The sequence below is a fragment of the Deltaproteobacteria bacterium genome (assembly GCA_016933965.1).
GTDB lineage: Bacteria > Desulfobacterota > Syntrophia > Syntrophales > UBA2210 > JAFGTS01.
In genome coordinates this window covers 105,470-125,614 of sequence record JAFGTS010000044.1, presented here as the reverse complement: position 1 = coordinate 125,614, position 20,145 = coordinate 105,470, and the positions used below count along the sequence as shown (strand labels likewise).

25 protein-coding genes are annotated in these 20,145 nt (G+C 53.7%); 20 read left to right on the top strand and 5 right to left on the bottom strand.

The window, feature by feature from the left end; translation table 11 throughout:
* The 4 genes from JXO48_11255 to JXO48_11240 all read left to right on the top strand — a co-directional run.
* Window positions 1-463: hypothetical protein (locus JXO48_11255; protein MBN2284456.1), on the top strand; the 463-nt coding region annotated here is incomplete at its 5' end.
* Window positions 464-671: 208 nt separating this feature from the next.
* Window positions 672-1,037 (top strand): hypothetical protein, encoded by a 366-nt coding sequence (locus JXO48_11250; protein ID MBN2284455.1) that lies wholly within the window; start codon window positions 672-674, stop codon window positions 1,035-1,037.
* 15 nt (window positions 1,038-1,052) lie between these two features.
* Window positions 1,053-1,700: a hypothetical protein gene (locus JXO48_11245; protein MBN2284454.1), complete on the top strand. Its 648-nt coding sequence runs from the start codon at window positions 1,053-1,055 to the stop codon at window positions 1,698-1,700.
* Between the two features lie 19 nt (window positions 1,701-1,719).
* Window positions 1,720-3,081, top strand: a complete 1,362-nt coding sequence (locus JXO48_11240; GenBank protein MBN2284453.1) for a pilus assembly PilX N-terminal domain-containing protein — start codon at window positions 1,720-1,722, stop codon at window positions 3,079-3,081.
* Between the two features lie 51 nt (window positions 3,082-3,132).
* Here JXO48_11240 and JXO48_11235 read toward each other — a convergent pair whose 3' ends face one another.
* Window positions 3,133-3,672, bottom strand: a complete 540-nt coding sequence (locus JXO48_11235) for a hypothetical protein (GenBank protein MBN2284452.1) — start codon at window positions 3,670-3,672, stop codon at window positions 3,133-3,135.
* 404 nt (window positions 3,673-4,076) lie between these two features.
* On the opposite strand from JXO48_11235, the gene JXO48_11230 reads away from it, so the two are divergent.
* From JXO48_11230 to lipA, 16 genes are all read left to right on the top strand, one after another.
* The gene (locus JXO48_11230) at window positions 4,077-5,744 is read left to right on the top strand and encodes an arginine--tRNA ligase (GenBank protein ID MBN2284451.1); all 1,668 of its coding nucleotides are present in this window, start codon (window positions 4,077-4,079) and stop codon (window positions 5,742-5,744) included.
* 57 nt (window positions 5,745-5,801) lie between these two features.
* Window positions 5,802-6,509 (top strand): SPOR domain-containing protein, encoded by a 708-nt coding sequence (locus JXO48_11225; GenBank protein ID MBN2284450.1) that lies wholly within the window; start codon window positions 5,802-5,804, stop codon window positions 6,507-6,509.
* Window positions 6,510-6,533: 24 nt separating this feature from the next.
* Window positions 6,534-7,868 (top strand): signal recognition particle protein, encoded by a 1,335-nt coding sequence (gene ffh / locus JXO48_11220; protein MBN2284449.1) that lies wholly within the window; start codon window positions 6,534-6,536, stop codon window positions 7,866-7,868.
* Between the two features lie 65 nt (window positions 7,869-7,933).
* Entirely contained in the window at window positions 7,934-8,203 is a 270-nt protein-coding gene (rpsP, locus tag JXO48_11215; GenBank protein ID MBN2284448.1) for a 30S ribosomal protein S16, read from the top strand.
* Between the two features lie 42 nt (window positions 8,204-8,245).
* The gene (locus JXO48_11210; GenBank protein ID MBN2284447.1) at window positions 8,246-8,476 is read left to right on the top strand and encodes a KH domain-containing protein; all 231 of its coding nucleotides are present in this window, start codon (window positions 8,246-8,248) and stop codon (window positions 8,474-8,476) included.
* Window positions 8,476-8,979 carry a 16S rRNA processing protein RimM gene (gene rimM / locus JXO48_11205; protein MBN2284446.1) on the top strand — a complete coding sequence of 168 codons (504 nt, stop codon included), beginning with the start codon at window positions 8,476-8,478 and terminating at the stop codon, window positions 8,977-8,979. Before JXO48_11210 ends, rimM begins: the two co-directional genes overlap by 1 nt.
* Before the next feature lie 9 nt (window positions 8,980-8,988).
* Window positions 8,989-9,741: a tRNA (guanosine(37)-N1)-methyltransferase TrmD gene (gene trmD / locus JXO48_11200; protein ID MBN2284445.1), complete on the top strand. Its 753-nt coding sequence runs from the start codon at window positions 8,989-8,991 to the stop codon at window positions 9,739-9,741.
* 46 nt (window positions 9,742-9,787) lie between these two features.
* A complete protein-coding gene (locus JXO48_11195; protein ID MBN2284444.1) occupies window positions 9,788-10,354 on the top strand; it encodes an RNA methyltransferase in 567 nt (188 codons plus the stop codon).
* Between the two features lie 73 nt (window positions 10,355-10,427).
* Window positions 10,428-10,775: a 50S ribosomal protein L19 gene (rplS, locus tag JXO48_11190; protein MBN2284443.1), complete on the top strand. Its 348-nt coding sequence runs from the start codon at window positions 10,428-10,430 to the stop codon at window positions 10,773-10,775.
* Window position 10,776: 1 nt separating this feature from the next.
* On the top strand, window positions 10,777-11,370 hold the full coding sequence (locus tag JXO48_11185) for a ribonuclease HII (protein ID MBN2284442.1): 594 nt from the start codon (window positions 10,777-10,779) through the stop codon (window positions 11,368-11,370).
* A complete protein-coding gene (locus JXO48_11180; protein ID MBN2284441.1) occupies window positions 11,367-11,732 on the top strand; it encodes a YraN family protein in 366 nt (121 codons plus the stop codon). Before JXO48_11185 ends, JXO48_11180 begins: the two co-directional genes overlap by 4 nt.
* A 276-nt stretch (window positions 11,733-12,008) precedes the next feature.
* Window positions 12,009-12,854, top strand: a complete 846-nt coding sequence (rsmI, locus tag JXO48_11175; GenBank protein MBN2284440.1) for a 16S rRNA (cytidine(1402)-2'-O)-methyltransferase — start codon at window positions 12,009-12,011, stop codon at window positions 12,852-12,854.
* Window positions 12,855-12,948: 94 nt separating this feature from the next.
* Complete coding sequence (locus tag JXO48_11170) at window positions 12,949-13,845, top strand: YitT family protein (protein ID MBN2284439.1); 897 nt, start codon at window positions 12,949-12,951, stop codon at window positions 13,843-13,845.
* A 110-nt stretch (window positions 13,846-13,955) separates the two neighbouring features.
* Window positions 13,956-14,882 (top strand): MoxR family ATPase, encoded by a 927-nt coding sequence (locus JXO48_11165; protein ID MBN2284438.1) that lies wholly within the window; start codon window positions 13,956-13,958, stop codon window positions 14,880-14,882.
* Window positions 14,875-16,257, top strand: a complete 1,383-nt coding sequence (locus tag JXO48_11160; GenBank protein MBN2284437.1) for a VWA domain-containing protein — start codon at window positions 14,875-14,877, stop codon at window positions 16,255-16,257. Before JXO48_11165 ends, JXO48_11160 begins: the two co-directional genes overlap by 8 nt.
* Window positions 16,258-16,302: 45 nt before the next feature.
* Entirely contained in the window at window positions 16,303-17,208 is a 906-nt protein-coding gene (gene lipA, locus JXO48_11155) for a lipoyl synthase (GenBank protein ID MBN2284436.1), read from the top strand.
* Window positions 17,209-17,273: 65 nt separating this feature from the next.
* Here lipA and JXO48_11150 read toward each other — a convergent pair whose 3' ends face one another.
* The 4 genes from JXO48_11150 to JXO48_11135 form a co-directional block, all read right to left on the bottom strand.
* Window positions 17,274-18,014 (bottom strand): tetratricopeptide repeat protein, encoded by a 741-nt coding sequence (locus tag JXO48_11150; protein MBN2284435.1) that lies wholly within the window; start codon window positions 18,012-18,014, stop codon window positions 17,274-17,276.
* Window positions 18,015-18,140: 126 nt separating this feature from the next.
* A complete protein-coding gene (locus JXO48_11145; protein ID MBN2284434.1) occupies window positions 18,141-18,533 on the bottom strand; it encodes a hypothetical protein in 393 nt (130 codons plus the stop codon).
* A gap of 50 nt (window positions 18,534-18,583) precedes the next feature.
* Window positions 18,584-18,994: a DUF488 family protein gene (locus JXO48_11140; protein MBN2284433.1), complete on the bottom strand. Its 411-nt coding sequence runs from the start codon at window positions 18,992-18,994 to the stop codon at window positions 18,584-18,586.
* Between the two features lie 146 nt (window positions 18,995-19,140).
* Window positions 19,141-19,668, bottom strand: a complete 528-nt coding sequence (locus tag JXO48_11135; GenBank protein ID MBN2284432.1) for a hypothetical protein — start codon at window positions 19,666-19,668, stop codon at window positions 19,141-19,143.
* Between the last annotated feature and the right edge of the window lie 477 nt (window positions 19,669-20,145).

Below are 20,145 nucleotides of genomic sequence, written 5' to 3'. Positions count from 1 at the left end.
GGGGAATGCCGAAACCCTGACCCTGGTAGGCAAGCCGGGCGGCGCCGACTACTATATCACGAGCCTGACCCTGAAGAACGGTGCTACGCTCAATATCGACGCCTCCGCGGGCCCCGTCAACGTGTATCTGAGCGGCACCGTGGACATATCCGAGGGTGACCTGGAGGCAAAGACGGGCGCATCCATCAATTCCAACGGCAATCCCACCGACTTCAAGCTGTTCTCGAACTCGTCACAGGATGTCATCTTCAAGCACAACGGTGACTTCCGCGGCATGATCTACGCCCCGTACTCCCACGTGGAAATAAAGAACTCCGCCGACGCCTACGGCCTTGTCTGGGGAGGAACCGCCGATATCAAGAACGGTGGCGAATTTTACTTTGATACGGCGTTGAAGGATCTCTATCCTTCAAACCGCTATGAAATGACCGTCGTTTCCTGGTGGGACGTCCGGGCGGATTGAGCATTTACCTTTTTCAGTGGTTTTTGATACAGAATGATTGCATTCACGATTCGAGCCCCCGTAGCAGGGCATCGAATTTCTGACTGATCCCCCCATAATCAGAGGCATGGATAAGCATCGGCCGGTCCGGCCATGACCCGTCATGTGTGGACCTGGAGTTAGGATGCACAGGAGCAACTTTGTGAAAAAGCAAGGGGGAACAATCATCATGAGGCAATTCAAAAACATCACGGGATTTACGATACTCGAAATTCTTATTACCATCTTTATCATTGCCATCACCCTGACAAGCATCATGACCGTAACGGCAACAGTCATAAACGGAAATGCCTTCAGCAGGGAACTCACCAACGCCACAATTCTGGCACAGGATACCCTGGAAGATTTGAAAAACACCGGTTACAGCAAATTGACAAGCGGCGGACCAGAGAAGGTGGGTGCCACGTTCTCCCGGCAGTGGACGGTCTTGACCAATTCGCCGGGAACAGGCATGTCAACGATAGAAGTCAGCGTTTCCTGGAACCGTTATGGAAAGCCCAAAACGGTCAAACTGAAAACTATCGTCACCCCCTGAGATCGGACGGTTATCATGAACGGATTGGCAAAAATTCACGGATTTACACTTATCGAAACACTTACAGGCATGGCACTGGGAATTATTGTCATCGGAGCGCTTTATGCCGTCTTCATCGCCGAAAATCGTTCCTACAATCTTCAGGAAAACATTATCGAAATGCAGCAAAACGCCCGGTCTGCAATGGATATCATGGCCCGGGAAATACGAATGGCCGGATATGACCCTCTGGGCACCGCCAATGCGGGGATACAGGAAGCCTGTGATTGCCGGATCCGGTTTACTCAGGATATTACCGGCATCAACAGCGTTGACGCCCCCGACGGTGATACCGGAGATGCAAATGAACAGATCACTTACGGCATTTACACATCGTGTGATGGAATTAGAAAGCTCGGCCGGAAATCACAAAACGGCTCGTATCAACCTGTTGCAGAACATATCGATACACTGACCTTTGAATACTTCGATCAGGATGGGAATACAACAACCGTCCTTTCCAATATAAGACGGATACGGCTCACCCTGACAATACAGTGTGACGAATCAGACCCCCGATATATCCATCCCGTATACCACGATCATTTCCGGCGTTACACCCTGCAGACGACTGTCCAACCGCGGAACCTGAATCTGCAAGACCGAAAGGTGAAAGGACTGTAAAAAAATGAACGGGTCGGTCATGAATATATATACGATCAGCAGGGGGATCATGGGGCAGCAAGGCATTGTCCTTGTGTCGGCTCTTCTTGTCATGGCAATTTTGATCGTTCTGGGAACAACGGCGGTCATGCAGACCTCGACGGACATAAAGATCAGCAGGAATTACAAATCAAGCACCCAGGCCCTTTATAACGCGGAGGCCGGCATTCATTATGCCATTGCCACCCTGGAACAGGCCATGGCACATGCTACTTTCGACATCCCATCAACAAACCAGGAATTCAATACCTTTATGGCAGCAACGGGGGTCCCGGCCGGATTCGCCTTCGAAATTACGGGCATTGACATGACGGGGCCCGGCATCTACTACATGCGCAGCATTGGAACAGGGCCTGAAAATGCATCCGTTACAGTGGCTGTGCACTTTATCAGGGAAACAGGCCCAGCAATTCCTTTTGCGGCATTCGGCAACAATAAATTCGATGGAAAATCGAGGGGACATGTATACAGTTACGATCACCGCCGGGGACCGCAACCGGGTGACGCGGACTTTGTTTCAACCGGTGAAGGTGACATAGGTTCCAATGGGAAAGTGAAAATCGAGGATGGCACCTATATCGACGGTGACGTGATTCTCGGTACCGACGGGGACAACCCGGACGAACGGGCAGATTTCAGAACACCGGAAAGAAAGTACACCGTTACCGGCGTCGAAGGAATTGAATCAGGGTGGATCAATCCTGATCCACTGGGTGTTCTAAACCAGTGTTACAATGACTCTTTTGATCATGTGCAATTCAATAATGACAACGGCTCACTTCCAGGGATACTGAACGTGGAAGGCATTACAGCAACAATCACAGCAGGGACTTACTATTTCAATGAAATCATCATCGATAAAAAAGAAGGGGCAAACGGAAAACTTGTGATAGACGCCTCGGAGGGACCGGTCAATATTTATGTCGAGGGTTCGGTCACGCTCAATCAGGGGCAGATGCTCGAAATCATGAACGCGCATAATGAGGTACATATGTATCTCAAGGAACCGGACTGCTGTTTTACCGGTCTCGACATCTTCAATGCCAGAGATTCGTCGGTTATCAAAATTTCCGGGGACCCCGCAAATTTCTCTCTCTTTTCCAACTCAGCTGCGGGCATCCGGTTTCACAATACAGGAACCCTCAAGGGGCTCATCTATGCTCCGCGGGCTGATGAAATTGAACTGAACAGCTCTTCCAATTTCTGCGGTTCCGTCTGGGGTTCCACAGTCCTCATGCACAACGGCGGAGACCTCTTTTATGATACGGCTCTGAAGGACAAATATATTGTACCCCTCAATGACCTTTCAATCGTTGCCTGGCGGGAGGAAGTCCGGAATTAATGGTATTAACCGTGAACCGTACCATCAACCCGAATTCACCTTCAGGGTTGGTTATATACCGGGCTTTGCATTCCACCAGTCGGGGACCTTTCCGCCGGCCGCTTCCTTGGCCTCCTTGAACAGTTGGGACTCGCGATAGAGAAGCGAGGAAAGGCGGTTTCGGGCTTTTTCCAGTTCCTTCTCGTTTCCACTGTTGCGGACTCTGCCAAAAGCTTCTTCAGCCTCAGCTATTTCTTTGTCAAGCTGTTTCTTTTTTGCCATCATCAACGGGATGTCGGCCTGCACTGCATCACTCTTTTCACCGGCCACAGATGGCTTCCCCGGTGTCTCTTCCCCGGCAGGAAGTGACACTGGTTCCGGTTTCTGCTCTCGGGAGGGCATATCTGAATTTTCAATTCTCTTCACGGCACTCCGTTCAACACCGATAATTCCCCCACGGGCATAGAACATGATCTGACCGTTCTCTTCCCAGTAGTGATGCGTGTAAAATTCCGCACCGTTCTCAAGAACGATGTGATAGGCCGCCAGCACCTGAGAATGCAGGCAGAAAAACAGGACGATCATCATTGATGTGATAATGATTTTCCTCATAAAGCCCTCCGTATCACAGGGTGAATAATAATGATTGAAACGACGAGAAGAGATTTCGCCAACCACTATCCCACAACAGATGTTAGTTACTATAAAGGCCCTTTTGCAACAAAGTCAATAAAGAACGGCCCCCTGGCGGATTCCTCTTCATGCTGAATAATAAAATCGGTCTGTGGTCTTTGGGAACGCTTCTTGTCATTTTCGTCACTGTTTCTATATCCTCATATACCGGAGTGGCAAAATTTGGTAAATTGATGACGATCATTCCAACGAACAAGCATGAAAAAATGAGTTGACAGGACATGGAGAATATTTGTAAAAACCTCGCAACTTGAGAGCCCTGAAAAGGTTGGCCCTGTTGCCAACTTTTTCATTTTTTATGTCCTGGAGGAATCGGAACCCTCATGAAAAAGAAATTGATCACCCTTATCACCGAATCAATCCATTCCTGCTTTGAAAAGGGACTTCTTTCGCCCTGCACCCTTCCGACCGTCGAAGTGGAACTCCCCCGCGAGGGGACCCACGGCGACTATGCGACGAACATCGCCATGGCCATTGCATCGTTCCAGCGGACGAACCCACGGAAAATAGCGGCCGCCATCGTGGAGAATATCGATGATCATGACGCAATCCTGGATTCCGTGGAAATAGCCGGGCCGGGATTCATAAATTTCTTCATCAGAGAAGATGTGTGGGTCACACTGCTCAAAGAGGTGGACGAGCGGGGAGATGACTACGGGAAATCGGACATGGGTGGAGGCATGAGGGTTCAGGTTGAATTCGTCAGCGCCAACCCCACGGGTCCGCTCCACGTCGGCCATGCCCGGGGGGCCGTCATCGGAGATGTGACGGCGGCGATCCTGGCCGCAACGGGCCATGAGGTATCGAGAGAATATTACATCAATGACGCAGGGAAGCAGATGAACATTCTCGGCAGGTCGGTCTGGCTTCGATACCGCGAGCTGTCCGGCGAAGCGGTTGAGTTTCCCGAAACCTGTTACCAGGGGGATTACATTTCCGGCCTGGCGCGGGACATGAAAGAACAGTACGGCGACACCCTTCTCTTAAAAAGTGATGATGAGGTCGTCCCGCTCATGACGGACTATGCCGCCGCTTCCATTCTTGAAGGAATCAAGGATGACCTCAAGGAGTTCGGCGTCGTCTTCGACTGTTACTTCAGTGAAAGGGAGCTCTACCGGGACGACGGGGTATCGGCGCTGCTCGGCGAGCTGGAGGAAAAGGGGTTCATCTACCGTGACGGCGCAACACTCTGGTTCAAAACGACCGCTTTCGGTGACGAGAAAGACCGGGTCGTGGTGCGGGAGAACGGTGAGCCGACCTATTTTGCCGCCGATATCGCCTATCATTTGAACAAGTATTCCCGGGGATTCGAACGGGTCATCGATGTCTGGGGGGCCGATCATCACGGATACGTACCCCGCATGTACGCCGGCATACAGGCCCTCGGCAGGGAGAAGGAGGACCTGGAGATCATTCTCGTCCAGCTCGTCAATCTCCTCAGGAGGGGCAGGCCCATCGCCATGTCCACGAGAGCCGGCGAGTTCGTAACCCTCCGCGAGGTCATCGACGAAGTGGGCCGGGACGCCGCACGGTATAATTACCTCATGCGCCGTTCGAACAGCCACCTTGATTTCGATCTGGAGCTCGCCAAGGAACAATCGAACGAAAACCCCGTCTATTACGTCCAGTACGCCCACGCCAGGATCGCAAGCATCATGAGAACCGCGGCGGAGCGTGGTTACGAAAGAATTCCGGGATATGACGATATCGACGTCGCTCTGCTGTCTATTCCGGAGGAACATGAACTGGTGAAGATAATCGACCGGTACCCCGAACTTATCGAGGGAAGCGCCGTATCGCTCGAACCGCACCGCATCACATTTTACTGCAATGACCTTGCATCGAAATTCCACAGCTATTACAATAAGCACCGCGTCGTTACCGATGACAAGGCACTTTCACTGGCACGATTGTTCCTTGTCAAATGCGTTGGTACGGTTTTGAGGAACGCCTTGACGTTACTGGGAGTCACGGCACCGGAACGGATGTGACCCGCCGCCGGGCTCCTGAATTCAGTTTTCAGGAACCGGTCGGCCTGAAACTGCTACATGAAAGTGACCTTTCTGATGCCGGCACGGAATTCAAAAGCCTTCGAGTTCAGGCTGGGAAAACTCGGCCTCGTTCTCTTTACCATCGGGATAGCCCTGATGGTTTCCGGGGCATTCATCGGCGGCGTCATGGTGGGTAAGAACATAGAAAGCTATCCGCAGAAGATCGCAAAGGAAATTCCCGACGCCGTCGCGAAAAAGATCATCGAAACATCGGCTGATATGCTTGCCCGGGCACGGACATCCGAAAAGGATACGTCTCCACAGGAGAGCGACGACATACGGTTGACCTTTTATGAAACCCTGCCGCGCTCCGAGGAAAAAGAAGAACCGAAGGCCGAAGAGAAACTGCCGCAGGGAGCACCGCCAGTGGCAGTAGAAAAACCGCAGGAGAAGGTAACGACGGCAGCGCCTGTCGAACAGGCGTCCGCACCGGTGGTGAAAGAACCGGTAAAGACCGCTTCTGGTCCATATTCTGTGCAGGTCGCCTCTTTCAAGGACACGGTTCGGGTGGAACGGATGAAAGAACGCCTCGCCTCCCTGGGGTACACGCCCCGGGTGGAACAGGTGGAGCTCGGAGCAAAGGGGACCTGGTACCGGCTCATACTCGAGGGATACGGGACCTTTCAGGAGGCAGAGGCCGTCTCCGAAACCATCGAGGTCAGGATCAGGGGAATAAACTGCCTGGTCAGAAAAACCGGCGGCTGATGAAGGAAAAAGGAAGTACAACAAATGTTTGAGAACCTGACCGAGAAACTCGACTCCGTTTTCAAGAACCTCAAAAGCAGGGGTATTCTGGATGAGGAGAATGTCCGTCTGGCCCTGAAGGACATCAGGATCGCCCTGCTCGAAGCGGACGTCAATTTCAAGGTCGTCAAGGAATTCATCGAAGATGTGCGACAACGGGCCGTGGGACAGGAAGTTCTCGAGAGCATCACCCCCGGCCAGCAGATCGTCAAGATAGTCCATGAACGCCTGGTGGACCTGATGGGAACCGACAGCAGCCTTCTTCGGCTGTCCGGCCGGTTCCCGGCGCCTGTCATGCTCGTCGGACTTCAAGGGTGCGGGAAAACAACGACGGCGGCAAAGCTGGCACGTCATCTGATGCGCCAGGGACACCGGGTTTCCCTTGTTTCCGCGGACATATACCGGCCCGCGGCCATCGAACAGCTCAAGGTCCTGGGCGAACGCGTCAAGGCGGGATTCTACGATTCTCGAAATCAGGAAGACCCCGTGAAAATATGCCTGAACGCCCTTGAAGATGCCGATTCCAGAGGATTTGACACCCTTCTCATCGATACAGCCGGTCGCCTGCATATAGACGAAGCCCTCATGGATGAGCTGAAACGGATCAGGGAGGCGGTCAAACCCACGGAGATCATCTTCGTCGCCGACGCGATGACCGGCCAGGATGCCGTCAATGTTGCATCGACCTTTGACGAGTTGCTTGGCATCAGTGGGGTGATCCTCACCAAAATGGACGGCGATGCCCGCGGCGGGGCGGCGCTGTCCCTGAAAAAGGTGACCGACCGGCCGATAAAGTTCATCGGTACGGGGGAAAAGATAGACGCACTGGAAGTATTTCACCCCGAGCGCATGGCCTCAAGAATTCTGGGCATGGGTGACATTCTCTCGCTGGTCGAGAAAGCCCAGATGACCATCGATGAAAAAGCGGCGCGGGATCTGGAAAAAAAGCTCAGAAAGGATTCGTTCACCCTCGACGACCTGAAAAATCAGCTCATGCAGATACGGAAAATGGGGCCCCTCCAGGATATTCTCGGAATGATACCCGGTTTCGGTAAGATCAAGGCCCTCAAGAACGCCGCGCCCGATGAGAAAGAACTTGTCAGGACCATGGCGATCATCGATTCCATGACGGCGAAGGAGCGCATGAACTACCAGATCATAGACGGCCAGCGGCGAAAAAGGATAGCCCGAGGAAGCGGTACCACGGTGCAAGACGTGAATCGGCTGCTCAAGAACTATGTCGAGATGAGGAAAATGATGAAAAAATTGACGAAGGGTGGCATGAAATCCCTTCGACGTGGCAATTTTCCCTTTAATTAACAGATAACATGTGATAAAAACGGTGTTTATTCTCGAATAATTACAGGAGGTGATAAGCGGACGGAATGGCAGTTAAAATCAGATTGACGCGAATGGGCGCAAAGAAAAAACCATATTACAGGATCGTGGTGGCCGACAGTGAGGCGCCGCGGGACGGCCGGTTCATTGAGATCGTCGGAAACTACGATCCCCTTCAGGATCCGCCGGAAATAAACGTCAAAGAGGACCGTATAGCAGAATGGTTGTCAAAGGGGGCGAAACCCACAGCGACCGTTTCGGATCTGCTGAGAAAAAAAGGGCTCATGACGGAGGAAAGGAAGGCTGAGGCAGGATAATAATCTTCTGTTAACCTTTTACAATGAGTGGAGGTTGTTACGATGAAAGATTTGATCAAGTACATTGCTCAAGCTTTGGTGGATTATCCTGAGCAGGTTGACTGTTCCGAGGTTATCGGCGAACAGACTTCCGTTATCGAACTGAGAGTGGCGAAAGAAGACCTTGGTAAGGTTATCGGCAAACAGGGGAAAACAGCAAAAGCCATGAGGACGATCCTGAGCGCCGCATCCTCCAAACTTCACAAGAGGGCGGTTCTTGAAATAATTGAATAGTGACAAACCTGCTCGAAATAGGGAAAATCGTCAAATCCATCGGGTTGAAGGGCAGAGTTAAAGTTCGCTCCTTTCTGGATTCTCCCGATCTGCTGGAATCCCTTGATGAAGTATTCATCGGAAACCGGAGCGATGGGGCAACTCCTTTCACGGTTACGTCCGTCACGAATCGGGGAAGGAGTTTTTTTCTCGACCTTGAAGGTGTTTCCAATATCGAAACATCAAATGTCCTGATAGGTTTATCGGTTTTCATGTACTCCGACAGATTGGGGGCCTTGCCGGAAGGAGAATATTACTGGCACCAGATAATCGGTCTCGATGTCTTTACCGGGGAAGGACAATGGCTCGGTCATATTGAAAATATCCTCCCCACGGGAAGTAACGATGTGTACCTGGTAAGTGGTGGAGAACGGGAGATCCTGCTGCCGGCGCTTTCCGACGTTGTCAGGGAAATCGACCTTGAAAAGGGACGAATGACCGTGACGCTGATCGACGGGTTATAAGGCGGGATGATACGGTTCGATATTTTAACGCTCTTTCCCGAGATATTTGAATCGACCCTCAACCACGGTCTTTTGAAGAAAGCTCTCGACAAAGGAATAGTGGCGGTCAACCTTTATAATATTCGAGATCACGCGTTCGACCGGCACCGGGTGACCGACGACACTCCCTTCGGCGGCGGCGGCGGAATGGTCATGAAGGTAGAGCCCATCGCCCGGGCGATCGAGGCAGCGGCACCTGACCGGGGAAAAGCCCTCGTCATTCTGCTGTCTCCCCAGGGGGAAACCTTCTGCCAGGAGACCGCGGAAGAACTGGCGCGGCACGAGCAGCTCGTACTTGTCTGCGGGCGGTATGAGGGCGTTGATGAGCGGGTCCGGGAGCACCTTATCGACCGGGAAATATCCGCCGGCGATTTCGTTCTTTCCGGGGGAGAATTTGCAGCGCTGGTGGTCGTCGACGCTGTTTCTCGGCTTGTCCCGGGTTTCGTGGGAAACACGGAATCGGTCATATATGATTCCTTTTCCACGGGTCTTCTCGAGGGTCCCCAGTACACGAGGCCGCGAGAGTTCAGGGGATGGGAGGTGCCCGCCGTCCTGCTCTCGGGTCACCAGAAAAATATCGACAAGTGGCGCCGGAAGGAGGCGCTCAGGCGGACCCTGGCAAGAAGGCCCGATCTGCTGGCATCGGCCGGCCTCTCGAAGGAAGACAGAGAAATGCTGGAGGAGCTGACCGGCGAGCCGAATCGGGAGGATGGAACATCCTGATGGAACCGCCGTTGTCAGCGACCGCAGTTCATAGACACAGCACCCCATGAACACGGACCGTCTGTATCTCGCTCTTTTACACTTCCCCGTTCTCAACAAACGGGGAGACATCGTCACCACGTCGGTGACGAACATGGACATCCACGATATTTCCAGGGCTGTCAGGACCTACGGTATCGAGCGGTTCTATATCGTCACACCGATCCTGAAACAGCATGATTACGTGAACAGGATCATCCACCACTGGCAGGAAGGGTACGGGGTCACCTATAACCCCTCCCGCGGTGAAGCGTTTCAGCGTGTCACGGTGAAATGTACCCTGGAAGACGTGGTTGCCGACATCGAACAGGGGGCGGGACGCGGCGTTCAAACGGTCGCGACCAGCGCCGAACCCCGTTTGAAAACGACATCTTTCAAGGAACTGAAAAGGATCATGGCCCGTGGACGTGACGCCTATCTCCTGGTCTTTGGAACGGGCTGGGGATCTGCCACGGAGGTGATAGACGGTGCCGATTATCTCCTGGAACCGATCATGGGACTGACCGATTATAATCATCTTTCGGTCCGTTCAGCCGTCGCTATTGTTCTTGACAGATTGCTGGGGAAACGGTAGGAGAAGCACCGAAAAAAACCGAAAGCTTACAGCCGCCGGCTGACAGCTCATAGATTGAGGAGGTTGTGTACCAATGAATGCTCTTGACATGCTCGAAAAAGAACAGATGCGCGTGGACATTCCCGCTTTCCGGTCGGGAGACACCGTAAAGGTCCACGTAAAAATAGTCGAGGGACAGAAGGAACGAATCCAGGTCTTTCAGGGAACGGTTATCAGGAAAAAACGCGGCCAGAACCGTGCGACCTTCACGGTGAGAAAAATATCATCGGGGATCGGCGTGGAGCGAACTTTTCCTCTTCACTCACCCATCATCGACAGGATAGAAGTGGTGACACGGGGACGGGTCCGTCGGTCACGGCTGTACTACCTGAGAGGACTGAGAGGCAAGAAGGCTCGCATCAAGGAACTGGGTCGCCGGTAACATGGACAGCTTCGAGCGAAAGGCCCGCCGGCTCGGCTACCGGTTCATCGCCGGGATCGACGAGGCAGGCAGGGGGCCCCTGGCGGGTCCTGTTGTGGCCGCCGCTGTCATCTTCCCCCCGGGATACCGGAACGAAGAGATCGGCGACTCGAAGAAACTGACACCCCTGAAACGCGAACGTCTCTATTCCCGCATCCTTCATGACGCCCGTGCCGTCGGCATCGGAACAGCCGAACACGATGTCATAGACAGAGTAAACATCCTCCAGGCGACCCTGCTGGCCATGGAACAGGCCGTCGCCTCCCTTTCCGTCGTTCCCGACTACCTTCTCATAGACGGTCTGAACACGCTGACCCTGCCGATACCGCAGGAAGCGATCATCCGGGGCGATTCACGGTCCCTCTCGGTGGCCGCAGCATCGATCATCGCCAAGGTTTCCCGTGACCGTATCATGGATGATTATCATGACCGGTACCCCCAGTATAATTTCAGGAAAAACAAGGGATACCCGACGAAGGAACACCGTGAGGCGATCGCGACCTGCGGCCGCTGTGACATACACAGAAACTCCTTCCGCATCAGGGGGGAGCTGTGACCGGTCCCATCACAGGGGGAAAAAGAGGGGAAGACACGGCCGTCCGGTATCTGCTGGACAGGGGCTATACCATCGTTGAAAAGAACTACCGGTGCCGCATGGGCGAGATCGATATCGTCGCCCTGGACGGAGGAATCCTCGTCTTTGTGGAAGTGAAAAGCCGGACGTCCCTGAAGTTCGGACCGCCCGAAGCGGCCGTCGACGAACGAAAACAGAAAAAATTATCGAAGGTCGCCCTTCACTTCCTGAAAGAACGGAAAAGCATGGACAGCAAAGCCCGGTTCGATGTGGTCGCCATCCTTTTTTCGCCGGAGGGTCACCAGGTGGACCACTTCATGAACGCTTTTGATCTGGTGGAATAATAAATAAGCGACAAAGGGGCAAAGCGACAGAGGGGCAGAGTGAAAAACTTGAAGATGATATAATCAGTGGCAAAGGGGAAAACTTAAAGACTATATTTTCTTGGGGGATTATGGATTAGGGGATTACGGATTAGCGGATTACGGATTAGCGGATTATGGATTAGCGGATTAACGGATTAACGCGGGGGGATGGATGCTTCGGGAAATCGCCTCACGTTTCAACATTCACGTTTTACGATTCACGTTTTACGATTCACGTTATACGGTCCTTTTATTATGAAAAGAGGGACACTTTACATCGTCGCCACGCCGATCGGGAACCTCGAGGATATCACCCTGCGGGCCCTTCGTATCCTCCGTGAAGTCGATGGTATCGCCGCCGAGGACACGAGAAGGACAAGAAAACTTCTCAATTTCTATGGCATTACGACCCCGCTGGAAAGTCTCTATGATGAAGTGGAAGCACGGAAAAGTCCGCTCATCGTTTCGAAGCTGCTGGAGGGGCGGAATATCGCCTATGTGTCCGATGCCGGGACCCCGGGAATATCCGATCCGGGATACCTGCTCATAAAAAACGCCCTTGAAAACGATATCGACGTCGTTGCCGTTCCGGGCCCTGTCGCGGCCGTGGCCGCCATTTGCGTATCCGGGCTCCCCATGGACAATTTCATCTTTTGCGGCTTTCCGCCCTCGAAAAAGGGAAAGCGCAACCAGTTCCTGGAATCCCTCAAAAAAGAGGAGCGGACGCTCATTTTCTACGAATCTCCCCGCCGGATAACCGCCTTTCTGAAGGAATGCCTCGACGTGTTCGGTGACCGGCCCGCCGCCCTGGCGCGGGAAATGACGAAGATCCATGAAGAAACCCTGCGGGGAACCATTTCGGTGCTGATCGGGGAACTCCGCCAGCGGGCGGAGATAAAAGGCGAGATAACCCTTGTCATCGCCGGAGAAAAGAGGATCGAGCCGGGGATCCCGCCGAAAGGCATCGAGAGCATGGTCCGGCGACTGGGTGCGGATCCCGGTCTTTCGACGCGGGACATCGTATCGGCCGTTTCGAAGGAATTGAAGGTCCCGCGCAAGGATATCTACCGAAAGGTACTCGAAATCCTCAATAAGCGGTGATACCCGGCTGTTCCATTTTTTTCTTGACTCTCGAACAGGGATGCTCTAACGTTCGCCACCTCATAACACCCCACCGGCAGCGGAGGTGCTTTCCATGAAAAACAATCCCCTTCCGCTTAAAGAAAATTGTGAAAAAATGATCACTCCCCTGAAGGACCTCACTGTCAACGCGGCGTTGATCGCCATGGGCTGTATCGTTTTCATGATCGGGCTGACGGGCGTCCTCGTCCCCCAGGGATTCCTCACCGGCGGATTGACGGGACTTTCCCTCATTGCTCATTACCAGTACCCCTTTCTGGGGATCGGCTTCGTCTACCTGTGCCTGAACCTCCCTCTGGTCTATCTCGGATGGAAACACGTCAGCAGGCGTTTCATGCTTTACTCTCTGTTTGGGATGGGGTTTTTTTCCTGGTCCGCCACGTTCGTACACTATTCCCTTCCCCCGGTTCGCGATCCCATGCTTGCGGCACTGCTCGCGGGGGTCATCTGCGGGGCCGGCGCGGGGCTCATCCTGCGCTCGGCGGGATCCGCCGGCGGTCTTGATATCCTCGCCGTTTACATGAACAAGAAGTTCGGTTTCAGGATCGGGGCCATCATATTTTTCTTTAATGCGGCGGTGCTTCTGACCGGTGTGTTCTTCTACAACCTGGAAATCGCTCTCTATTCACTGGTCTATCTCTTCACCAGCGGCAAGATCACCGATGCCGTACTGACCGGATTCAACAAGAGAAAATCGATCCTCGTCGTATCCAACCGGGCGGAAGAGATCGCCCACCGCATCCTGGAGAGCAAGGGACGGGGGGTGACCTTTCTGAAAGGGGAAGGCGCCTTCACAAGAACTGACAAAAAGATAATTTTCACCATCACCAGCCTCATGGAGCTTCCCAAGATGAAGGAGCTCATCCTCGCTGAAGACCCCGAGGCGTTCATCGTGGTCAACGACACCCTGGAAGTACTCGGTACCCGCCATGGAATGGGCAGAGTGTATTGACCATGAGTGCAACTTTCTCCCGGCGACCTTTTCCGGCATGCCCGGTTATACCGGTTGACCCCTTCCCTCTTCTGGTGTATTGACTGTCTTGAATCGAAAGGATATCGCGCATGGCATTCAAATCCGTTGAAGATGTTGAAAAAAGACTTGAACAGGCGGGATACATTTCCTCACGGGAGATCGCCACCGTCGTGTTTCTCGCGGGAGCCACGGGGAAGCCCATTCTGGTGGAGGGACCCGCGGGAGTGGGGAAAACGGAGCTTGCCAAGGCGGTGGCACGGGGCCTTGAACGGGAGATGATCCGGCTCCAGTGTTACGAAGGCCTTGACGAAGCAAAGGCGCTGTACGAATGGGAATACGCGAAACAGCTTCTCTACACGCAGATGGTAAAGGAGAAAATACAGGACGTCATCGCCGGCGCCGGAACGCTGTCTGATGCCGTTGACCGCATCGCGAAACAGGAAGACGCCTTTTTTTCCGAGCGGTTCATCCAGCCCCGCCCCCTTCTCCAGGCGATCAGTTCACCGGCACCGGTGGTTCTCCTGATAGACGAAGTGGACAAGTCCGACCCGGAATTCGAGGCGTTTCTCCTGGAACTTCTGAGCGACTTTCAGGTTTCCATCCCGGAACTGGGGACCCGGCGGGCGATGAACATTCCCTTTGTGGTGCTCACGTCGAATAATTATCGTGACATGAGCGATGCCCTGAAACGGCGGTGCATTCACATCTACATCGAATATCCGGAACGGGAGCTTGAAATGCGGGTTATCAGGCTCAAGATCCCCGGCATCGGGGAGCGGCTGGTACAGCAACTCGTCGAAACCGTTCGAAAGATACGGGACCTGGACCTGAAGAAAAAACCCTGCATATCGGAAAGCCTTGACTGGGCCCAATCGCTTATCGCCCTTCAGGTGGAGGACATAACGCCCGGTGTTATCCTGGAAACCCTGAACGTGATCTGCAAATATCGGGCGGACTCACAAAAGGTCCGGGAACATATCGATTCAATAACCCCCCGGGCGGGATTGAATGGTTAACCTTATATTGAAATTTGTGTCGAGCTGCCGCGCCGCCGACCTTCGCGTGTCGACGGCGGAGGTGCTGGACTGCCTGAACCAGCTCGAGCTGATCGACACCATCGACGAGGTCCAGTTCAGAACCGTCCTGCGAACAAACTTCGTCAAGAGCCGCCGCGACCAGGCGAAATTCGACCGTCTCTACCATCTCTTCTTTCATGAAATGGGCAAAGACAGCGGTCTGTCCGAGGACGACCCCTTTGCCGGGCTTATCAGGGACACCATGGAAATTCTTTACCAGCGGGCGAACGGAGATATGCTCTACCGGTCGCTTCTGGATTTTCTCTCGGGAGACCCCCTGGCGTACCTGACCGCACTCCGACATATGCGGAACATGGACCATGACGCGCCACAGAACGTCAGATTCAACCTGGGGCCACTCGCCGGCCGCCTCGAAATTCTCATGCAGATCAATGCCGTCCGCGCCAAGGTGATCCAGTTTCTCGATGACCGGTACGCTTCCACGGCGGGGATCGAGCGACACAACGCGGTCGACTTCTTCAACAGACACCTCGACAGCGCCTACTCGCTCCTCATGCATGAACCGCGCCCCCTCTATGATGACCTGCAGAACATCAGAAGTTACGAGCAGCATCTCAAGTACCTGGGCGAACGTCCCTTTTCCGCCCTGACCCAACAGGAGGTCGAGGAGGTCCGGGACGTGGTGGACCGGCTCGTCAGAAAGCTCAAGGATATCGTAAGCCGCCGCTACGCGGCCAGGAGCCGAGGTGTCCTTGATATCAAAAAGACCCTCCGCAAGGCGATGCGCTACCAGGGAACACCGGTGGAACTGGCCTTCAAGAAACGTCCGCCCCGCAGGGGAAAGATAGTTACCCTCTGTGACGTTTCCAGTTCCGTGTGGTCGGCGGCCCGTTTCATGCTCAACATCCTCTATTCCCTCCAGGAATGCTTCACCAAGGTGAACAGTTTCATCTTCGTCTCCGGTCTCGCCGAGGTAACGGACATCTTCGAAAATCACGAGATCAACAGTGCCATTGAAAAGGTGCTTCACGAAACCGACATTGAATACTACGCTCCAACGGACTACGGCGAAACATTCCGGCACTTCAAAAGAGATTACCTGGATATTCTGAACAAGAAGACAACCCTCATTATCATCGGCGACGCGAGGACGAACTACTTCCATCCGGAGGACAGGATACTTTCGGAAATGCGCGAGAAGAGCCGCCGGGTCATATGGCTCAATCCGGAACCGGAAAGTGAGTGGAATTCCGGAGACAGTGAAATGTTCGCCTACAAACCTTACTGCCACGAACTCAGGCCGTGCCGGAACCTGAACCAGCTGATCGAATTCGTGGAAGAACTGATCCTGTGATCTCAGTACCGCCGCTGCCCCGGCAGTCGGCGTTGGACGCACGCGATGACCCTGAAAAAGCAGCAGGAGAACCGGAAAGGAAAGCCTTCTTGGCTTTCGCGGAATCTTCCATCAGGCGCCGGTTATGAAACAATGCGGGCCATCCTGAAAAAGAACCGTCTGAACACGGTCTGCCGTGAAGCACGGTGTCCGAATATCTGGGAATGTTACGCACGCAGGACGGCCACCTTCCTGATACTGGGAAACATCTGCACCAGAAACTGCCGATTCTGCGCCGTCAGACACGGCATCCCCGGTGCGGTGGATCGCGGGGAACCGCGCCGTCTGGCCGAGACGGTCGCCGAGGTCGGCCTTGATTACGTGGTCATCACTTCCGTGACGCGGGACGACCTTTCCGACGGCGGCGCCGGGGTCTTTGCCGACACTATTGAGGCGATCCGGCAATGCTGTCCCGGTGTCTGCATCGAAGTGCTCATCCCCGATTTCCAGGGCAGCGAAGAGGCCCTTCGCCGCGTCGTTGATGCCGCACCCCAGGTTATCAATCACAATATCGAAACGGTGAGCAGGCTCTATGATACCGTCCGGCCCCGCGCCGACTATCACCGCTCACTGAAGCTCCTGGAGTCAACAAAAAAAATGGATGCCTCCATGGTAACGAAGTCGGGCATGATGGTCGGCCTCGGCGAAGGGGACGAAGAGATCCGGCGTACCTTTGAAGACCTGGCGGCCGCGGGCTGCGATGTCCTGACGGTCGGCCAGTATCTCCAACCGGCCGGATCCTGCCTGCCCGTGGAGCGTTTTGTCCATCCCACCGAATTCGACGACCTGCGCCGCCATGCTGAAGGTCTGGGGTTCCCGGCCGTCGCCGGCGGACCGTTCGTCAGGAGTTCCTACCGGGCGCGGGAGTTGTACGAGCAGGCGAAAGAAACCACAGGTTCCACGGACAAATAACAGAGCACATAAAAAAGGCGCCGCTGTCTTCCGCGGCGCCCGGCAATCCATAACTCAAGCGTACATTACAGATCTCCCATAAGGCGCTTCGCCCAGTCGCTCCACCACTTTTCATCGGCGTTCACGGCCTTATCCAGCAGTTCCTTCGCCTTCGCCTTGTTTTCCTTTCCACCCTCACCGATCAGCGTCTCGGCATAATAGACCAGGTAATCGGGTTTTTCGGGATAGTACTGCTCGAACTCTTCAAAGTATACGATCGCCTTTTCCCTGTCCCGAAGCGGCCAGGGCAGCACCGACCAGAAACGGCCCAGCGCGAGAACGGCGCCCGCCTCTTCGAACTCCTTATCCATGGCGTAGACCTTCTCGAAGCTTTCCTGGGTCTTGTCCTTCAGGCCTTCTTTCAGGGCCGTCAGAATGCTGACACCATCGGAATACACACCGACGTTTGTCCCGTACCAGAAGTATCCCTCCGGCTTCTCGGGATCCAGGTCGATCGCCTTGGCGGCATATTTCATGCCCTCTTTCCCGTACTTGGCGCAGATGTCCTCCCAATCCGTAACGTTGTCCCTCTTGGACTGTTCCCCGTACCAGCGATAGGCGCGTGCCATCCTCCAATTTGCCTCGAAACTTTCCGGATCCTGCTCAAGAGCCTTTCCATAGGCCTCTATCGCCTTTCCGTAGTTTTCCACACCACCTTTTTCAAAGTAGGCATCGCCTTCAGCCAGATAATCCTGCGCCATCAGGGACCCGGGAGCAAGAAATACGATAAACGAAAAAATGATACCAAGAACAAACAGCTTTCTCATCCAATCACCTCCTGTTTTTTAATAGTCACATTGAACCCCCTATTGCAGGACGCAGTATAAAAAAACGGCAGGGGGCTGTCAAGAAATAACAATCGGTGCCGGCAGGGGTCATTTATGATCAAAAGCTCATCCCTTCGGGGATATCCTGATACACAGGTACGATCCGACAAAGACTTCCAGCAGACTGAGCGGAACGGCATACAGAAGAAGAGCAACGGGGAGCACGTTCAGATTCAATATGACCAGCCACATCAGAACAAATGACATGAACCAGCTGATAAGCGCCGTTTGTATCACGTCGAATTTTCTTGAGAGGACATACATGGCGATGGCGAATAAAAACCCCCAAACCAGCCATATCATTCCGTTTTTTGGTTCAGAGGGAAAAATCATTCCGAGTGATCGATAATGGTCCACCCAGTATGTTTTCAGAAGGACCTCGTTTCTTAAGAACTCGGATGCATTTACCCATATCCCGGTCACTGCCACCGCAATGATGCTTCGTGATGTTGGATTCATGGCCGCTCCTCCAATACTCTCATGTTACTGCCCTATACGGGGTTTCAATGTTATAGTACAAGACCCGACCCCTTTTGTTCAATCTTCGCACCCGCCGCGGCCATTAGCTCGCGCAGCACCGACCGGTGGCAGCGCGTCTCATCTTCACAATAGCACCCGACCGAGAAGTTGCAGCGGTGCGAAAGAGCAGCCAGCAGTTCAATAGTGCGGCTGTTCTCCGGCGTTGCCATCTCACGCTGGTACTTCTTCATGAATTCCCGCCACTGAGCCGGAGTCGAAGCCGATCTTCCCAGCTTCATGGTCTCTAAACTCGGGGCCAGATGAGGGTACCACAGGTCATACCAGTCCCGCGATGCAAACTCTGTCTTCGGCACCCCTCGCGGCGGACGACGAACCGTTCCTATCCGGATACCCTCACCTTTCGCTCTGGGACTGCCCAGTCTTACAATGCGTACGGCCATCTTCGTTCCCTCCCCTGTATGGTTCCTCATGCTCCCTATCGGTCGCGCCGCTTGCTGCTTCGGCTGAACAAACCTACGCGTGTGATCGTCTCAGGTCCCCGATCGGGTGAAGGAAGTCGTCACTCCCGTCTTTTTTTTCTGCGATCCTACGTAAGAAGAACATGAATTTCTCCTTCACATTCGCCTTTCTCATGCATGAGACAGCCTTTGATCTCCGGTTGTATCGAGTATTGGATATTCAGCGACTCAAGCCAGCATTCGATCCTGTATATCACGCCACAACTGTATCCATCGATCACCCCGATCTGTTTCATGCCCTTGTAAGCGAAGCATTGAGAGTTTTCCCATTTCCAGTGTATTACATTTCCTGCTGATGGAGTGCAGCGAAACTGCTTGAAGACCGAATGCGGCAGGGTCAATTCCAGGCCCGCAAGCATGAATTGCGCGAGGTCATCGAACGTTTCGAAACGGTCCCCCGTGACCCCCAGAAGCCGCTTCATCCTCCCCATCTCGATCGGCGCCAAGGATCTTATGGCCGCTTTGTTCAATTCATTGGCTTTCTCTATGCCGAATTCACGGCACGTGTGAAAAAACCACATTCCATCATGGGTCAGCCAGCCTTTCCCCAGTACATCCCTGATCGCTGTTCTTTCAACTTCATCGAGTACACCCATTCGTCCATGCCCTCCATCGTCCCTGTTTTATGCCACACGGCGTTGATCGGGCGTGGTCCGTAAGGACCGTGTCCCGGTTCGGCGCCTTGTCATGCATCACCGGTCCCTCAAGGACCGCTCGATCTCCTGTCTGTGCCTTGCCACATAAGTACAGCTCGGTTCTTCATAACCTGATGGTATGCCGTTATTTCCCATCAATGCCCATGTTTTCTCTTACCTGTCTGAACTGTGCTCTTATTCTTCCTGCCGATACTGCCATAGTTATGGATTGCACTGCACCGATCTCATCGTCCGTAAGGCCGTTTTCTTTGGCAACGCCAAAGAAGTGCTCCATTCATGGATAACAACCAATGGCGAACGAGGCTGCCAACTGGACCATAACGGTTGTTTTTGGATCTAAAATACCATTCTGGGCTGTTGACCCGAAGAACGCTTCGTACCTCTGTTTTTGTTTCCGGGGTAACATGGGACCTCCTT

Bases quoted from the DNA above. Each gene is read 5' to 3' on its own strand.
- JXO48_11135 (MBN2284432.1), bottom strand. From the start codon at position 19,668: ATGGGTGTACTCGATGAAGTTGAAAGAACAGCGATCAGGGATGTACTG.
- JXO48_11240 (MBN2284453.1), top strand. From the start codon at position 1,720: ATGAATATATATACGATCAGCAGGGGGATCATGGGGCAGCAAGGCATT.
- JXO48_11140 (MBN2284433.1), bottom strand. From the start codon at position 18,994: ATGGCCGTACGCATTGTAAGACTGGGCAGTCCCAGAGCGAAAGGTGAG.
- rsmI (MBN2284440.1), top strand. From the start codon at position 12,009: ATGAAAAGAGGGACACTTTACATCGTCGCCACGCCGATCGGGAACCTC.
- JXO48_11225 (MBN2284450.1), top strand. From the start codon at position 5,802: ATGAAAGTGACCTTTCTGATGCCGGCACGGAATTCAAAAGCCTTCGAG.
- JXO48_11160 (MBN2284437.1), top strand. From the start codon at position 14,875: ATGGTTAACCTTATATTGAAATTTGTGTCGAGCTGCCGCGCCGCCGAC.
- JXO48_11210 (MBN2284447.1), top strand. From the start codon at position 8,246: ATGAAAGATTTGATCAAGTACATTGCTCAAGCTTTGGTGGATTATCCT.
- JXO48_11235 (MBN2284452.1), bottom strand. From the start codon at position 3,672: ATGAGGAAAATCATTATCACATCAATGATGATCGTCCTGTTTTTCTGC.
- JXO48_11195 (MBN2284444.1), top strand. From the start codon at position 9,788: ATGAACACGGACCGTCTGTATCTCGCTCTTTTACACTTCCCCGTTCTC.
- JXO48_11145 (MBN2284434.1), bottom strand. From the start codon at position 18,533: ATGAATCCAACATCACGAAGCATCATTGCGGTGGCAGTGACCGGGATA.
- JXO48_11245 (MBN2284454.1), top strand. From the start codon at position 1,053: ATGAACGGATTGGCAAAAATTCACGGATTTACACTTATCGAAACACTT.
- JXO48_11170 (MBN2284439.1), top strand. From the start codon at position 12,949: ATGAAAAACAATCCCCTTCCGCTTAAAGAAAATTGTGAAAAAATGATC.
- JXO48_11230 (MBN2284451.1), top strand. From the start codon at position 4,077: ATGAAAAAGAAATTGATCACCCTTATCACCGAATCAATCCATTCCTGC.
- lipA (MBN2284436.1), top strand. From the start codon at position 16,303: ATGACCCTGAAAAAGCAGCAGGAGAACCGGAAAGGAAAGCCTTCTTGG.
- JXO48_11150 (MBN2284435.1), bottom strand. From the start codon at position 18,014: ATGAGAAAGCTGTTTGTTCTTGGTATCATTTTTTCGTTTATCGTATTT.
- JXO48_11250 (MBN2284455.1), top strand. From the start codon at position 672: ATGAGGCAATTCAAAAACATCACGGGATTTACGATACTCGAAATTCTT.
- ffh (MBN2284449.1), top strand. From the start codon at position 6,534: ATGTTTGAGAACCTGACCGAGAAACTCGACTCCGTTTTCAAGAACCTC.
- JXO48_11185 (MBN2284442.1), top strand. From the start codon at position 10,777: ATGGACAGCTTCGAGCGAAAGGCCCGCCGGCTCGGCTACCGGTTCATC.
- JXO48_11165 (MBN2284438.1), top strand. From the start codon at position 13,956: ATGGCATTCAAATCCGTTGAAGATGTTGAAAAAAGACTTGAACAGGCG.
- rplS (MBN2284443.1), top strand. From the start codon at position 10,428: ATGAATGCTCTTGACATGCTCGAAAAAGAACAGATGCGCGTGGACATT.
- rpsP (MBN2284448.1), top strand. From the start codon at position 7,934: ATGGCAGTTAAAATCAGATTGACGCGAATGGGCGCAAAGAAAAAACCA.